This is a genomic window from Piezobacter thermophilus, assembly GCF_055386745.1.
Window position 1 is genome coordinate 313,735 of record NZ_AP042380.1, and the last position, 14,812, is coordinate 328,546.

Sequence of the window (14,812 nt, forward strand, 5' to 3'; positions counted from 1 at the left end):
CGCAAGGACGGCTGGCAGGCGGATTCCGGCGAACGACCGCCGGGTGCAGCTCGCCGAACCGGCGGGAAGCTGCCGGAATTGCGGTTGACCGGCATGGCGCCTGAATCTTGCCGCGAATCTCTGAGATAGAAACCGGCATCGACCATGCAGCAATTGCACCCGCGGGAGGACAGGCATGTATCGGACCGGGTATTTCCCGACCGGCGGCAATGCCGCCTTCAACACGATCCTGCAGTTGCAGGAAGGGCGCATCGATCTGACGAAATCGGGAAAGGTGGCTCTTTTTCGTGGCGATGCCGCTGGCACCCAGGTGGCCAAATCGGCGCTCAGCACCGGGTTTGCCCCGGTGGATGAAAGCGGGACGATCACATTGAAGATGGGTTTCAAGATCCCGGCGGGCAGTCCGACAAGCTCGATCTACATTGCCGATTTTGAAAGCAACAATGCCAGCATCGGCACCAACCCGGGCATCCGGATCCAGCTTCGCGACGGGGTCATTCGCGTTGACCGGGCCAAGATCGGGGAATCGACGTTCTGGCAGGCCGACCAGGACGGGCCGCTTCAGACCGACCAGTGGCACAGCCTGCGCGTCGTGATGACGCCGGGGGACGCCGCGACCGGTCGGGTCAAGGTGTTCCTTGACGGGACGCTTGTGGTCGATGAGCGCGGCGCGACGATGCTCACGCCGGCGGCGGTCGCCGGCACCGGCTACACCCTGCAGGGCGGCGAGATCGACCGGGTTCAGGTGGGCCTGACCGCCAACGCCAACCTCGACAGCGCGGCAGCGATCGCCATTCGCAAGGTTGCCATCACCGTTGACGACAATGGCATCTCGCAGCTTTACAGGCCGGACCTGCGCGAAGCCGTGAACGAGGCCGAAACGATCTACCGCGGCGGGACCGAGGCCAACCCGGCTACGATACTCGCCGATCCCGACTGGGGTTATTTCGGCAAGACCCTGACGGGGAATGCGAAAGACAACACGCTCAGAGGCGGCAAGTTCGATGACGAGCTGTTCGGCCGGGCGGGGGATGACATCCTGAACGGCCGCCGCGGCGACGATTTCATGAAGGGCGGCGCAGGCAGCGACGTGTTCGTGTTCGTGAACAATGGCGGCAACGACGTGGTCGCCGATTTCACGCCGGGGGAGGACCGGATCGGCTTCAAGGTCCCGGCCAGCGAAAGTTCCCGCATCGACTGGGTCGATCAGGGCAACGGCGTTCTGGTGCATTACGGCGTGACGACCATGCTGCTGAAGAACGTCTCGCTTTCCGATCTTGGCGTGGACGATTTCTATTTCATGTAGAGGCGTCGCTCTCCCGCGTTCCGGTCCGGCGCAGGCGTCGCCATGCCGCGAGCCGGAGCCGCGAAACCGCATCCGTGCGGGTGATCGCAAGTGTGATCGTCTCTCTTTGCCCCGTGGCCAGCGGTTTGACGTAATTGCGTGCGTTCCAGTAGTCGATCTGGCGGGCGCCTTCATCGAAGGCCTGCCGTACGATCGTGACCACGAGATTGAGGCCGGGATAGAGCCGGTTTGCAGCCGGATCCTGCGCGGTGAAATACCCTGACCGCCGCCCGGCGCCGTCCTTCAGTTCCACGTTCACCGCGACCCGCCGGTTGCCGACGCGGACGAACCACAGGCGCATGGTGCCGTCGGGCACGAGATTGCAGATCTGCCCGGCAAGAAGCCGCATCCCGACGGACTGCATCCGCGCCGTGGCCTTCCAGCTGCGCCTGACGATCTTCCCGATATCGTCGATGCAGGGTTCGACGTCGATCGGGCCGGTCAGCATCTCGATCTCGCCGCCCCCTTCCTCCAGCCGGCGCCGATACCGCCGGACCCGGTTGCGCGCCTTTCCAGACAGCATGCGAAGATAGTCGTCGCCGCTTTTCGCTCCGCCGGCGATGTGGAGCTTCGGCCCCGGCGCGCGTCTGACGGAAAATCCGGGGGTGGCGAAGGACTCCGCCCAGGCCGACGCGAAAACGGAATCGGTGGATTCCAGTGGAAATCTCTGTTCAATCCATGGGAGCTGTCGCAAGTACCGGGCAAGTGCTCCGGCGTTCTCGTCGGAGGCGTCGGCAGGTGCCGTGAGCAGCGAAAACTGGGGCGTTTCCCCGAACCGCGGCGGGCCCAGCCGGCAGCCGAACAGGGCGCGGACCGAGCGGCGCGCGAAGATCGGCGCGAAACCGCACAGATCCCGCCCCCGCCATGCCGCCAGACACATCGGTTTTCTGCCCTCGGTCGCCGCCGCGCGGGCCAGCGGCAGCAGGAAGCCGGGCCGGTCGAAGGCGCGCGCCCTGCGGTTCGACCGGGCAAGTTCCTCCAGTGCCGGCGACAGGGAGTCCAGCCTGTCCAGGCGGTCGATGACCTCGATCCTCGGATTGCCGGTCATGGCACGTGGTTCTCCTCCGGGGCGGTTTCATCCGGCGGCCAGACCCAGGCCGGGTAGCGCGTGGGACGCCTGGCCGCGAGACGCCGCTGCAATGCCGCAAGCATACCCTGTGGCAGGGCCTCGGCGGCGGTCTCCACCAGGCGGGCCAGATTCCGGTCGGTGGAGGAGAGCGCGCGTTCGCGTTCCGAATCAGAGGCGAAGCTGGAATTCGGCGCGAATTCGGGACGCAGCCCGTCCGGCCGCGCAAGCCCCAGCCGGTTCAGGAGCGGAGCAAGCGCGCGGTCGGGGTCGTCGCGCAGATCGCGGAACGTGACGTGAAAGATCCGATCCGGTCCGATGCGGTCTGGCAGCGCGGCCATGTGCCGGCGGTGAAAGACATTGGATGCGGCGGCACGCGCCACCGGCAATGCGCGCCGCGGGTACGGGGGCGGGTGCCGGCCGTAGGACCACAGCCGCGACCGCAACAGCCCTTCGGTGTCGCGCGTGACGCACAGGAACACCGCGCGCGGAAGCTGGGCCGCGATCGTGTCGGCCAGAAGCGTGTGGTGGGGTGACTTTTCCACCCATGCGCGCGCCCCGCGCGATCTGGCCAGCGCATCCATGACCGCGCCGAAGAAGGCGCCGGACGATGCGCTTTGACGGGCGCAGTCCCGCACCAGATCCTCGCCCAGCCCGGTCAGCCGGAAATAGTCGCTGCGCAGGAAATCCCGGAGGATGCGCTCTTGCGCCTCGGTGTCGGACCAATCGCCATGGATGCGTGCAAAATGGGAAAAGAACACGCTTTCATGCACCCCGTGATGGCGTTCGGCCGTGACCGCAGCGATGTCGGGATGCGCCGCCAGCAGGTTCGCGGCCAGCGTCGTGCCGCTGCGCTGAAGACCGAGGACGAAGATTGCGTGGGTCATGGTCGCGCCCTCTGCCGCGTCTTCCGGCGCCGGTAGATGCGGCGCAGGGCGAACAGGATGTCGTGATCGGGACGGCGCAAGGGCAGCACCCATGCCGGAACCAGCGGCACCTCGACCGGGGCGAAGGCGGTCTTGAACTGATGGCGGTTGCGCATCCCGGCGGGTATCTCCCGATCCGCCAACAGGTGTCGGGGGGGCGCCCCTGCCATGTCGTACCAGCGGAAGCCCTGCGCCTGGGCCGTCTTCAGGGCTTCCCATACCAGCAGGTAGCCGGCGGGGATGTCCTTCAGCCCCTCGTCGCTTGCCATCGCAAGCCAGAAGGCCCTGTCCCCGTCGCCGATGACCACGTGTCCCGCAACGACCCGGTCTTGCAGCCGGCCCAGCAGAAAGGCGCCTCTTTCGCAGGACATCTCCCACATGCGTTCCACCGGAGGGATCGACTCCGCACCCAGCCCGCGCCGGTGCAGGAAGGCGGCAAGGATCGGGGCGAACAGGCGGGCTTCGGCCAGGGTTGCGGCCGGCAGTATCCGCAGTCCGGCGGTGGCCCCCTTGCGGATCTGCCGGCGCGCGCGGGGCTTGATTCGCGCCCATAACGTGGCCTCGTCGCCCGACAGGTCCACCAGCGCGGTGGCGCAATGCAGCGACTGTTCGGCAAGCGGAAGCCGGCGGGCGCCCAGCCCCGTTGCGATCTGCGCGACGGCGTCCACCTCTGCCGCTCCGGCCCAGCGGGGGTTGAACACGAAGGAACAGCTTCCCCCTTTGCGCAGGGCATCGGCAAAGGCGGGAAGAACGTCGCGCAGTCCTTCGATCGACGGGGTGACCGGCCCGCGGCGCATGTTGGCGAGATACCGCCCCGGCGCCATCCGCGTCAGCCTTGCAAGGCCGAGCCCGGCGAGATCATTGCCGTCAAATGCCCGCAGGACGGCATATCGGTGCCGTGGCGGGGGCGGGCAGAGGGCGGGCCAGTCGGGTCGTTGCATCCATGAACCGGACGGGCAGCGGTGCAGGAATTCGAGTGCGGCACTCAGTTCCTCGCCCTCCAGCGCGGAGGCGATGCGCACCGTCATGCCGGGCCGTGCGGTCGCGGGGCGTTCTGCCGGTGCGTCAGTCATTCCCGGCGTTCCTCCCTGGCCGGGGTCCAGCGGGTGCTGCGTATCCCCAAGCTTGCCCGCAGGATGCCGAGCGCCATCGCCGCATGGCCCATGACGAAGAAGGCGCACAGTCCGGCGCCGGGCAGGGCCGCAACCCGCCGGGATGCAAGTGCGCCAAGGCCAAGTCCATAGACGGTAATCTGCCCGGCGAGGCAAGCCACCTGGAACCAGCCCTGATCGGCCACGGCCACGTTCACCCCGAACAGGGCCGGCAGCAGGAAGGCGACCAGCCGCCGCAGGGCCTTGTGGCAGAACAGTTGCACCGCATATAGCCCGTGGCGAAAGGGGTTCATCAGCCGGGCCATGCGCATGAGACCGCGCCAGCCGCGTTCGGTCGATCGCACCCGGCGGCGGAACTCGTCCCCCGTGCGGTCGGTGACCGCTTCGCGGGCGATGGCCTCGGGAGCGAAGAACAGCCTGTGCCCCCGATCGGGGGCCTGAACCGAGATGAAGAAATCGTCGGCCACATCTTCGGGGATCTTGTCGGGCAGATCCTGGCGGCGCATCGCGTAAAGCGTGCCTTGCGCCGATACGGCTCCGCCCAGCCGGCTTTCGGACCGTTTCAAGGCGCTGTCATAGGCCCAGAACAGCCGCTCCACCCGGCCCAGCCAGCCCTTGTGCGGGCCGCGTTCGGGCTCGGGCCGGCCGCAGACGCCGCCGACCTCGGGGTCGGCAAACGGGGCGAGAAGGGCGCGCAGCGCGCCGGGTGCCAGCATGCTGTTGGCGTCGGAAAAGATCACGATCTCGGTCTCGGGGCGAATACGTGCAAGCCCCGCGTTCAGCGCGGCCGCCTTGCCCCCATGGGCCGGGGTCTGAAACGCGCGCACGCGCGGATCGCCGGTTTCCAGGGCACGCGTCAGGGTCGCGTCCTCGGACCCGTCCGAAACCACCAGCACATCGAGGCGGTGCGGCGCGATCTGCTGCGCCAGAACGGTTTGCAGCTTGCGCCCGATCGACTGTTCCTCGTTGCGCGCGGCAATCAGCATGGTGACGTTCAGCGGCCCGGGAAGACGGGTGTCATCCCGCCGTCCGAACAGCGCGGCCAGACCCGCCCACAGCAGGCCGTAACCCGCCATGGAAAAGGCCGTGATGGCGAACAGTGTCCAGAACGCGACGCTCATTGCGCGCCCTCCGGGTCAGGGGCCCGGCCATGCGCTGCGAACAGGTCGAATTGCCGCCGGGCATTGACGGCAAGGGAAAATTCGCGCTCGACCAGCGCCCTGCCGCGCCGGGCCATCCGGAATGCGGCATCCGGGTCGGCGTGGATTTCCCCGATCGCGCGGCTCAGCGCCTCGGCCGAGCCAGGCTCGATCAGCAGGCCGGTTTTGCGGTTCCGGATCAGCTCCGGGATGCCGGACAGGTCGGTGGCGATGACCGGGCGTTGAAAGGCCAGAGCCTCGATCGCCACGTTGGGGATGCCTTCGGTCCGTCCTGCGGGTCCGATGATGGATGGAACCGCGACGACACTTGCCCCGGCATAGAGGCGCGAGATTGTCTCGAAATCCTGCTTGCCCAGGAACCGGACACGGTCTTGCAGGCCGAGGCCGCGCGCCCGAGCTTCCAGCATCGCCCGATCCGGGCCGTCCCCGGCGATGTCGCATCGCCAGCCCGGAACCGAAAGCCGGGCGAGCGCATCAAGCAGGACATCGACTCCCTTTCGCACCTGCAGCGATCCCACGAAGAGAATGCGGAAAGGTTCGTGCCGTGGCGGCGGCAGGGCCGGTATCGAGTCGCAGTCGATGCTGGAGTGGATTACCTCGATGCGGCGGGGGTCGAGCCCCTCGACATGGCGAAGAAGGAAGTCGCGCCCGAATTCGCTCACGGTGCGCACGAATGCCGCGGCACCGAGTTTTTCCGACAGAAGCCGCTGGCTGCGAAAGATGTCATGGGCCCGGCAGCTGACCGAGTAAGGCAGCCCGGTCAGCCGGTGGACGGTCCACGCGGCGGTGGCGGGGTGGCCGGCGAACTCGGCATGAACGTGATCGGCGCCCCAGTCCTCCAGCTCGCGCGCGATTGCGGCGGCGGCAGTGGCAACGACCAGCGACTTGGTGGCAAGGACCGGCTCGGGCCATTGCCGGTGCAGGATCGTTGCCGCCTGCCGGCCAAGCCTCCCGAACCGGCGGCTGGCGGCCAGGATGACCCGAGGCCCGGCCAGGCCCACATGCCGGGCAAGTGCCCGCGTCGGTGCGGCAAAGCCGTGCAGCACTTCGGACCGGTTGAACGGCGCCAGGTGATACAGGCGCAGCTCGGCCTCGAATTCGACGAATTTCAGCACGTCGCGCAGGATGAAGGTTTCCGTGGTCTTGGGGTATTCGGTCACGATCACGGCAAGGCGCATGTCATCCGCCCCCCGGACCGGTCTTGCGGGCAAGCCCGGCCGCGGCCACGCACAGGCCGGGCAGGATCCACATGAACTTGGTGTCCTCGTTCGGCATGAAGATCGAGGCCACGAGAAATGCGCCCAGGCCATAGGCCAGCGCCCGCGCCATGGGCGAGATTTCGGGTATCCGCGCGCGGGCTGCCCCCACCGCCGCCTTCAGTGCCGACAGCATCGCCCCGAGGAACAGGCCAAGGGCGATCAGGCCGGATTCGGCCGCGACTTCCAGATAGCTGTTGTGAAGCTGGCGCGGCTCGGGATTGCGGCCGGGATACCAGCGATAGACATCATCGACATAGTAGAGCGGATAGTTGCCGGGGCCCACTCCCAGAAACGGGTGCTGCCGGATCAGGTCGAGCCCGATCAGGTTGTAGGACAGGCGGCGGAAAAGGGTTCGGTCGAGGCCCGCGTTGAAGATCGTACCCATTCTTTGCCAGAAGATGTCGGGAAGCAGCGGAATCGCCACCAGCATCGCCGCAAGGCCGATCAGCAGAAAGACGGGGAATTTCGGGTGGCGACGGTTGTTCCACGCGAAAACGGCAAGCGTGGCAAGAAGAGCAAGCGCCGCCGAACGCGCCAGCGTGAACACCAGCGCCGCAAGGCCGAGGACGAGCGCCGCGCCGCTGAACCAGCGATGGCGCGGATAGCCGACGAACAGGATCCCGGCGATCACGGTCGTTGCCAGCAGCATGTGCGAGGCGGTGGTGGGATTGTAGTTGGACGCCCCGGACGATCGCTCCACCCCGTCGAACCGGGCGGTCGTCGCCGCCGCCTCGGTGGCGACCAGGCGCACGCCAAGCTTGGTGTCGAGGATCACCACGATTGCCGAAACCAGCCCCGTAAAGACCAGTGCCCAGACCAGGAGTTTCAACCGGGCGGGGGTGTCCACCAGCCACGTGATCAGGAACAGCAGCACCATCGAGCCGGCGATGCCCTTCAGGAATTCCTGCGACATGCCGCTGTCACGCGCCCAGACCGCCGAAAGCAGCATCCAGAGCAGGAACAGCAGGGTGAAGCTGCGGGTAGGGCTTGGCGGGCCCAGCCTTTCATGCCGGGGTCTGTCACGGCTGGCCAGCACGACGCCGACGATCGTCGTCGCCGTCAGCAGCTTGTAGAGCGAAACCGGAAGCGGCCCCGAGGCAAGCGCCGCGATCGCGTCGAGATGCGCGAATACCACCAGCAGCAGCAGCCCCGCCATGGGGTTCAGGATCATCAGGCTTGCGGCGAAAAGGGCTGGTGCAAGGGCGATGGCGGCCTTCATTGACGACAGGCTCAGCATCACCATGGCGAAGGCAAGAACGCCGAGCGCCCCGGCCAGCGCGATGGCGGATGCGAAACGCCCGGTCATGGCGACATTTCCATCCGCCGGCGGAGCGGCGGTTCGCGTCGGGAAACCGGGCCGGCATGCGCGACCTTCAGAAGCTTTGCCGCGATGAGGACGAGATACCAGTAGTGGTTGCCCTGAAAGCAGCGGACGATGGCGCGAAAGACCAGATCGTCCAGCCATGGCCAGCGGAAACCGGCCATGCGCTCGCCCACGTGAACGCGGCTCAGAATGGCGGGGTTCTCGCCTTCGCGGTTGGCTCCGTGCCCGGCGGTCGTTGCAAGATAGCCCTCCTCGGCGGCGATGCGCCGCGCGAGGGTCGAGCAGCGGTTCTGCGGCCAGCAGAACAGCGCCGGCGTCTTGCCCAGATGGTTGCGGAATGCCTCGCGGCAGGCCCGCAGGTGGCGGCGGACCCGCTCGGCATAGGCGGCTTCGGTTTCGCTTGCCTGCCCGTCCCATGCCGGTGCGGCCAGCGCGGCCTCGCTTTCCGGCACCGGCGTGCCCAGCGGCACCGCGGGCGGCGAGGTTGCGCGGTACCAGCCATGCTTGGCCCCGGGCATGGCCGCCCACTGCATCCAGGCCAGCCGCCGCCAGTTCCCCTCGGTCAGGTGATCGACCACGCGCGGCCCGGTTGGAACGCGCCCGTGATCGACCCCGTGCGGCTGCACGTCGAAGACCCCGTCGAACCCGCCCCCGTCCAGCTCAGCAAGTTCGGCCCAGTTCAGGTAGCCGTCCCACCGCAGAGGGGCGTCGGTGTCGTCAAGGCTCGGCACCGGAAGGCGGTCGGGTTCGATGAAGTCGAGCGAGACGAACAGCGTTGCGCGCATGCCATGCCGGCGCAGGATCGGCGCGGCGGCAACCCGGTTGTCGAGATAGCCGTCGTCGAAATGCAGCAGAACCGTTTCCGGAGGGACCGGTTCGCCGGACAGGCGGCGGCGGACGAAATCCACCGTGTCCATCGGCCTGCATCCCATCGCGGACAGGCAGCGCAGCTGCCGGTCGAGCGTTTCGGGCGTGACCGAGATTTCTGCCGCCCAGGGCAGCCATGACGGGTCGCGACTCACGCTGTGCCATGTCAGGCAGGGGATTCCGCCCGGGCGCCGCATCCACTTCCGGTCGGCGAGCCACAGCCACAGCGGCAAGGCGGCAAGAGGTGCCGCCGCCGGAATCCCGGTGATGGGCGCCAGAGCGGCCAGTGCGCCCAGTCCGGCAATCCCGCCCGCCCAGATCGCGACCGCCTGTCGCCGCGCGGCCTTGCGGTTGAAGGGGCCGGAAGGGGCCGGAATGTCGTGCGGATCCGGCGGCATCGTCCCTCACCCCACCAGATACAGCCCGAACACCTGCCGCGCGCCATGGGCGCGAAGTTCGGCAATCGTGCTTTGCAGGACGTCTTCGGTCACCCGGCCCGGCCGCAAGGCGATCACCACCCAGTCGATCGGCCGCGCGCCCTGTCCGGGTTCGATGCGTGCCATCGAAAACTGCCCCGTCGCGCCGCCCAGGTCGGCCACGGCATCGTCGGTCGGATCCGCGATCTGGGGGGCGATGCGCCCGCGCCTGGATGTCGGCTCTGCGGTCTGCCGGGCTCCGGCCGGAAGATCCTTCCAGCTTTCCAGCCCGGTGAGGGCGCGCTGGATGATCCTGGCGGCGGCGGTGCTGTCGGCGTCGCCCTCCATCGACATCACCCCGCCCTGCGCCGGCACCGCAAGGCACTGGAGGTTTATCCTTCGCGAGATCTCCTTCAGCTGTCGCGCCCCGGGGCGTTTCGCCCGGATGCGGCCAAGTGCCGTCGGCCCGAGAACCCGGGAAAGGTCGGCATCGGTCTTGAGCGTCTTCGAGATGGTATCGGCCGCGATCACCAGGATGATCGACAGGATGACGGCGCTGATCCCTGCGGCGACCGTGTTGACGACGACCTTGGGAAAGCTGGGATAGACCGGCGGCACCGCCGGGTCGATTACCCTCAGGAAGGAGATGTTGCCTGCCCGCTCGAGGCGCAGGGCGTTGATCTGCCTTTGCAGGTCGGCGACGTTGCCTTCGCCCTTGGCCATTTCCTTGCGCAGGGCCTCTTCCGCGGCAAGGGCGGCCTGGCGAGCCTGTGCGCGCGCCCGTTCGAGATAGGTTTCCGACAGCATGTTGGCGGCGGCGGCCGCGAACTCGGGGTCGTCCCAGCTGACGCTGATCCTCAGGATGTAGGTGCCTTCCAGCATGTCGATGGAAATGGCTTCCTGAAGCCCGTTGACGAGGTCGGTATAGGGATCGGCCGGCACGAACTTGCCGGAATTCAGGGTCATGTAGATGCGGCGGAACTCGCGCCGGAAGGACTGGAAACCCTGCGAAAACCGGTCGATCCATTCGTTCCCGGTGGTTCCGGGCGAGTCCTCGTCGCCGGGCGGGGCGCTGCCCGCCTTTCCGATCAGCTTGTCGATCGTCTCCTTCGAGATCTCGCGGCTGATCAGGTTCTCGATATGCGTCTGCGTCAGGAGGTTTGCCGGGTTGAACGAGGTGGATCGCACGAAAGCCTGGCTGAAGGTCAGCTCTGCCTGGGTCGGAAGCAGCGAGACGGTTGCCGTTGCCGTATAAAGCGGCGCGGCGAACAGGAGGACCGCGCTGAAGGCTGCAACACCCGATGTCAGCGCGACGATGATGAAGGCCACTACGTATTTGTAGTAGCTCAGAAGTTGCAGGTAATGTGATCTCATCCTCGGTTGTCCGGCCTTCCCCCCTGGTCCTCCCCTGACGCGACTCCCTTGTTGAAAGTCACGCAGGGATCACCGCGGATTGCAAGAAATAGCGTTCGATGAAGTGCCGGGCGGCCCGGGTCCGGGGCGAATAGGTGGCATAATTGACGAATCCGCTCTGCCCCGGCCCGAGGGGGACGGACATTTCCACATTCGCCATGACCGAAAGGCGGAAATTGCGGCGCGACCGGCGCCGGCAGCTCAGGATCAGTTCATAGTCTCCGGGCCGGACCGGGCGGGTCGAGACGAACTGGATGATTTCATCCGACATCCCGCAGATGGCGCCGGTCACGGGTTCGTTTCCCGCCAGAAAATCCACTCGGCAACCCTTCGGCCGGCTGAAGCCCGAACGCAGCCACCCATGTTCGGGCACAAGGCGCGCACGATCGCGCAGGGCGGCCACGGCGGAGGTTACCGATTTGCGCAGAACGCAGAACCCCACATAGGCGACAAGGCCCAGCATGGCATGATAGCGGACCGGCGCACGGCAGCACATGCGGTTGAACCGCGACCGCAGCGCCTTGGGCGTCTCATGGGTCATCAGCGCCTGCGACAGGCCGACAAGACCGGGGCGCACCCGGAAGCGGTCTTCGTATCCTTCGACCTCGGCCTTGTAGAGCCATTCGATCTCCGGCCGCACCGGGCGCGGGCCCATGAAGACCATTTCCCCCCGCAGGATGTTGACGAGTTGAGGCAATTCGTCCAGCCGCGTCTTGCGTAGATAGGCGCCCAGCGGCGTTTCGGTCATGTTGCGCCGCGGCAGGGTGCAGGTTCGCGTGATCTTTTCGGCATCGGGCGAAAGGGTGCGGAACTTGAAGATGCGGAACTGGCTGCGATCCTTGCCCAGACGCCAGCCGCTGTAAAACACCGGCCCCGGAGAGGTCAGCTTCTGCAGGGCCATGATGACCAGGAAAACGGGACCGAGAAGAACGAGCAGCACCGCCGCCAGCGACCGGTTCACGGCCTGATCCAGCAATTCGTTCTGCGGAACGTACCCGGTTTTCAGGGCCGCACCGCTCAGGAGCCCGCGATTCTGCCGCGGCAGCGCCGGGGATGCGGGCAACCGGGCGCGATCAAGCCGCGCAACGCTCGTATTCTCGGAGAACGGCCCTGGCGGCTCCGCAAGAGTTTTCGGAACCGTGCACACCCCTCTTTCCCGTTCTTTCGACGGGATCACCCAGCTTCCAGACATCGTTCCTCGCCACCCACACAGCGCACTCACAACCCGGTACACACACTCCCCCGACGGCGCGTCCGGAACGATTCAAGATATTGTCCCTTCGGACTTCACTCCATACCCGATACTACCATCAAGCGTATGGTCGGGGTTTGATTCGAGTCAAGGAAGGTGCAACGTATCAGATTGACATTGATCACGTGGCGATCCGATCGGCCACAGGGCAGGAGCGGGATGACGGCGCTGGCGGAAATGGCGAAATGCACGCCCTGCGGTCCTGCCCGTACCGGGCTTCGCCGGTGACGAGCCCCTCGCGCCACGAGGGGGCCACCCGCCCGTCGGCGCGCTCGTTGGCAAGCGTGCTGGCCGTTCTCGTGCTGAAAGGGCTGGGCGTGGCGCTGAGCGTTGCCATATCGGTCGCCATTGCCGGGCTTTTCGGGGCCACCTCGGTTACCGATGCCTTCTTTCTTGCCCGGCGGGTGGTGATGAACGTGGCCGCGGTGCTGGAGAGGTCGGTTCAACTGGTAATGGTGCCGCCGCTGGTGCGCATTGCCGAACAGGAGGGCATCGCCGGCCTGCACCGGATGCTGGCCCGCAATACCCGGCGGCTGCTTCTGCTTGCCGCGGTTGCGGTCGCGGCCGCCTTCGTGCTGGCGCCGCAGATCGTCGGGCTTGTCGCGCCGGGGTTCGACGAGGCCCGGCGCGCGGCAGCGGTCCTGTATTTCCGCGTCTTCGTGGTCACCTTGCCGATTTCCGCCTACGCGGCGCTTTCCGGGGCGATGTTCAATGCCGTGCGACGGTTCGTGCTGCCGGTTTCGGCACGGTTGCTGCCGCGCCTGTTTTCACTCGCGGCGCTGGGGGTTCTGGCGGCTACCCCGCTTGCGCTGGGCATGAACCTCGTTGCCTGGGCCGTTGCTGCCGGTGTCGTCACCATGGGGGCGGTGTTCGCGATCGCCTCGAGGCGCCTGTTCGCCTCGCCCGGACCGGTCGCAGCGATCCGGACCGCCAGGACCCCGGCGCCGGTCAGCGGCGGCAGGCTTGTGGCGCTGGTACTGGGCCAGGTTCACATGCTGGCATCGTCGTGGATCGACATGGGATTTGCATCGCTCACCGCGCCGGGCAATGTCGCGATTCTCGAATTCGCCCAGCGGCTGGTGAACATCGGTCCGGGCGCGGCCATCGGCAGCGTGATGGTCGTCTACTACACCGAGTTCGCCAGCGCCCTGTCGGCCGGGGATTCCGCGCGGTTTCGCCGGCACCTGGTCGAGGCCTTGCGGATGACGGTTTTCATGGTTCTTCCGGTCGGCGTGGCGCTGTTTTTCCTGTCGCAGGATCTTGTCGCCGTGCTGTTCGCCCGTGGCGCCTTTGCGCCCGAGGCGGCGCAGATGACCGCGCGGATCGTTTCCCTGCTGGCGCCGCTGGTGGTCGTGAATGCACTGGTCAGCGCCTTTTTCGCGGCCATCCTGGCCGAGCCTCACATGTCCCATCTGCGGGTGCTCGGCGCGGCTCTTGCAGGTTCCATCCTGGTCCGGGCGGGGCTGGACCTGGCGCTGATCGACCGCATCGGGCTGCTTGCCGTTCCCATCGCTTCTCTGGCGTCGTCGCTGGTGCCGCTGGTCCTGATCTACGGCGCTCTGGCCGGGCGGACGGGCCGGTTGCTGCGAAAGGGAGATATCGCGCCTTTCCTCGCGATTGCCGGGGCGGGTGCGGTGATGGCACTGGCGATGACGGCCGTGATGGCGTCGGGTGGTGCGTGGTCGGAACGGGGTGTCGGCCAGGCGGTCATGGTGGCGGTTGCGGCAATCGCCGGGCTTGGCGCCTATCTGGGCGTGGCATTCGCCCTGCGCCTGCCCGAGACCGAGGTGGTGCGCGATGCGTTGCGTCGGCGGATGGGCGGCCGGCAGGGGTGAAGGCGCGGCGCGTGCGTGCCGGAAATCAGGGCAGCCGGCAGAACGCGATATCATCCATGAGCACGATGGCCGGGACGGGGTTGGAATTGGCGGTCACGCCGACCTGAAACCGGTCCACAGCCTCGCGGACCGGGGTGTTTTCGTACAGCGACACGATATCCTGCAGGATGACGGTGGCGCCGCGGGCGTCGATGACCGGTTCCCCGTCCAGCGTGACGCGTGACCATCCGCTTGCCCGGTCGCCAAGGCCGACCTCCCATGTCAGCTCGTGCCATTGGCCGGGCGTCACCCGCGTGCCGATGACGGGAAGAAACGGGGCCTCGGGAATGCCGATCTTGGAGCGATCCACCCGCAGCCGGCCATCGCGCAGGTACAGGCGGATACCGGGGTTTCCCTTCAGCCCGCACCCGGCGCATTCGAGATCCATCAGGATGACGCTGTTGCGGGGGGCGCCTTCGGGGATCAGGAAGCGCGCGCTCATCCGCAACCCGGCGCCCCTGTCGGTCGGGGCGAAGCGGTGGATCAGGTCGGCCTTGCCGACCCGGCCACCGCGCTTCGGTCCGGCCATGAACCGCCCGACCCGGTTCGACGGATCCAGCGGGTCGGGGACGATCCCCAGATCTCCGCCCTGGTTCTGGATGGCGGCAAATCCGTCCTTGACCGAGGGCCCGTCGAAAGACGTCAACAGCCCGCCATTGTCGCAGGCCGGGGCCTGTGCCATGCTCGCCGGCACCGCCGCGAAGGCGAGGATTGCGGCCAGACCCGCACGGATGACATGCAGAACGTTCACTTCGGGCATACCTTGCTGCCGACCGGCGACAGCCTAGCCGGATTCGC

Annotated in this window: 12 protein-coding genes; 2 read left to right on the plus strand and 10 right to left on the minus strand. The window is 67.2% G+C overall.

Annotated features, from left to right (window positions below; translation table 11 throughout):
* Nucleotides 1-175 precede the first annotated feature (175 nt).
* Nucleotides 176-1,306, plus strand: a complete 1,131-nt coding sequence (locus tag ACZ5CM_RS01555) for a heparin lyase I family protein (protein ID WP_464640652.1) — start codon at nt 176-178, stop codon at nt 1,304-1,306.
* Here the strand turns inward: ACZ5CM_RS01555 and ACZ5CM_RS01560 are convergent.
* From ACZ5CM_RS01560 to ACZ5CM_RS01600, 9 genes are read right to left on the minus strand one after another with little or no spacing between them, the layout of a single operon-like run.
* Nucleotides 1,299-2,393 carry a GNAT family N-acetyltransferase gene (locus ACZ5CM_RS01560; RefSeq protein ID WP_464640654.1) on the minus strand — a complete coding sequence of 365 codons (1,095 nt, stop codon included), beginning with the start codon at nt 2,391-2,393 and terminating at the stop codon, nt 1,299-1,301. The two genes, ACZ5CM_RS01555 and ACZ5CM_RS01560, sit on opposite strands and share 8 nt — an antisense overlap.
* Nucleotides 2,390-3,298, minus strand: coding sequence for a sulfotransferase family protein (locus ACZ5CM_RS01565; RefSeq protein ID WP_464640656.1), 909 nt, complete (start codon nt 3,296-3,298; stop codon nt 2,390-2,392). Before ACZ5CM_RS01565 ends, ACZ5CM_RS01560 begins: the two co-directional genes overlap by 4 nt.
* Complete coding sequence (locus tag ACZ5CM_RS01570) at nt 3,295-4,410, minus strand: lipid II:glycine glycyltransferase FemX (protein WP_464640657.1); 1,116 nt, start codon at nt 4,408-4,410, stop codon at nt 3,295-3,297. The genes ACZ5CM_RS01565 and ACZ5CM_RS01570 overlap by 4 nt, the downstream gene beginning before the upstream one ends.
* Complete coding sequence (locus tag ACZ5CM_RS01575; RefSeq protein WP_464640659.1) at nt 4,407-5,570, minus strand: glycosyltransferase; 1,164 nt, start codon at nt 5,568-5,570, stop codon at nt 4,407-4,409. The genes ACZ5CM_RS01570 and ACZ5CM_RS01575 overlap by 4 nt, the downstream gene beginning before the upstream one ends.
* Nucleotides 5,567-6,787 (minus strand): glycosyltransferase family 4 protein, encoded by a 1,221-nt coding sequence (locus ACZ5CM_RS01580; protein ID WP_464640661.1) that lies wholly within the window; start codon nt 6,785-6,787, stop codon nt 5,567-5,569. The genes ACZ5CM_RS01575 and ACZ5CM_RS01580 overlap by 4 nt, the downstream gene beginning before the upstream one ends.
* 1 nt (nt 6,788) lies before the next feature.
* Nucleotides 6,789-8,174: an O-antigen ligase family protein gene (locus ACZ5CM_RS01585; RefSeq protein ID WP_464640662.1), complete on the minus strand. Its 1,386-nt coding sequence runs from the start codon at nt 8,172-8,174 to the stop codon at nt 6,789-6,791.
* A complete protein-coding gene (locus tag ACZ5CM_RS01590) occupies nt 8,171-9,457 on the minus strand; it encodes a polysaccharide deacetylase family protein (protein WP_464640664.1) in 1,287 nt (428 codons plus the stop codon). The genes ACZ5CM_RS01585 and ACZ5CM_RS01590 overlap by 4 nt, the downstream gene beginning before the upstream one ends.
* Before the next feature lie 6 nt (nt 9,458-9,463).
* On the minus strand, nt 9,464-10,849 hold the full coding sequence (locus ACZ5CM_RS01595) for a YveK family protein (RefSeq protein ID WP_464640665.1): 1,386 nt from the start codon (nt 10,847-10,849) through the stop codon (nt 9,464-9,466).
* Nucleotides 10,850-10,907: 58 nt separating this feature from the next.
* Entirely contained in the window at nt 10,908-11,864 is a 957-nt protein-coding gene (locus ACZ5CM_RS01600) for a sugar transferase (protein ID WP_464640666.1), read from the minus strand.
* Nucleotides 11,865-12,265: 401 nt separating this feature from the next.
* Here ACZ5CM_RS01600 and murJ point away from each other — a divergent pair, with 401 nt between their 5' ends.
* Nucleotides 12,266-13,975, plus strand: a complete 1,710-nt coding sequence (murJ, locus tag ACZ5CM_RS01605) for a murein biosynthesis integral membrane protein MurJ (protein WP_464640668.1) — start codon at nt 12,266-12,268, stop codon at nt 13,973-13,975.
* A 25-nt stretch (nt 13,976-14,000) separates the two neighbouring features.
* On the opposite strand, the gene ACZ5CM_RS01610 is transcribed toward murJ, so the two are convergent.
* Entirely contained in the window at nt 14,001-14,774 is a 774-nt protein-coding gene (locus ACZ5CM_RS01610; protein WP_464640669.1) for a hypothetical protein, read from the minus strand.
* Between the last annotated feature and the right edge of the window lie 38 nt (nt 14,775-14,812).

Coding starts and splice junctions, on each gene's coding strand:
- ACZ5CM_RS01555 (WP_464640652.1), top strand. CDS start 176: ATGTATCGGACCGGGTATTTCCCGACCGGCGGCAATGCCGCCTTCAAC.
- ACZ5CM_RS01560 (WP_464640654.1), bottom strand. CDS start 2,393: ATGACCGGCAATCCGAGGATCGAGGTCATCGACCGCCTGGACAGGCTG.
- ACZ5CM_RS01565 (WP_464640656.1), bottom strand. CDS start 3,298: ATGACCCACGCAATCTTCGTCCTCGGTCTTCAGCGCAGCGGCACGACG.
- ACZ5CM_RS01570 (WP_464640657.1), bottom strand. CDS start 4,410: ATGACTGACGCACCGGCAGAACGCCCCGCGACCGCACGGCCCGGCATG.
- ACZ5CM_RS01575 (WP_464640659.1), bottom strand. CDS start 5,570: ATGAGCGTCGCGTTCTGGACACTGTTCGCCATCACGGCCTTTTCCATG.
- ACZ5CM_RS01580 (WP_464640661.1), bottom strand. CDS start 6,787: ATGCGCCTTGCCGTGATCGTGACCGAATACCCCAAGACCACGGAAACC.
- ACZ5CM_RS01585 (WP_464640662.1), bottom strand. CDS start 8,174: ATGACCGGGCGTTTCGCATCCGCCATCGCGCTGGCCGGGGCGCTCGGC.
- ACZ5CM_RS01590 (WP_464640664.1), bottom strand. CDS start 9,457: ATGCCGCCGGATCCGCACGACATTCCGGCCCCTTCCGGCCCCTTCAAC.
- ACZ5CM_RS01595 (WP_464640665.1), bottom strand. CDS start 10,849: ATGAGATCACATTACCTGCAACTTCTGAGCTACTACAAATACGTAGTG.
- ACZ5CM_RS01610 (WP_464640669.1), bottom strand. CDS start 14,774: ATGCCCGAAGTGAACGTTCTGCATGTCATCCGTGCGGGTCTGGCCGCA.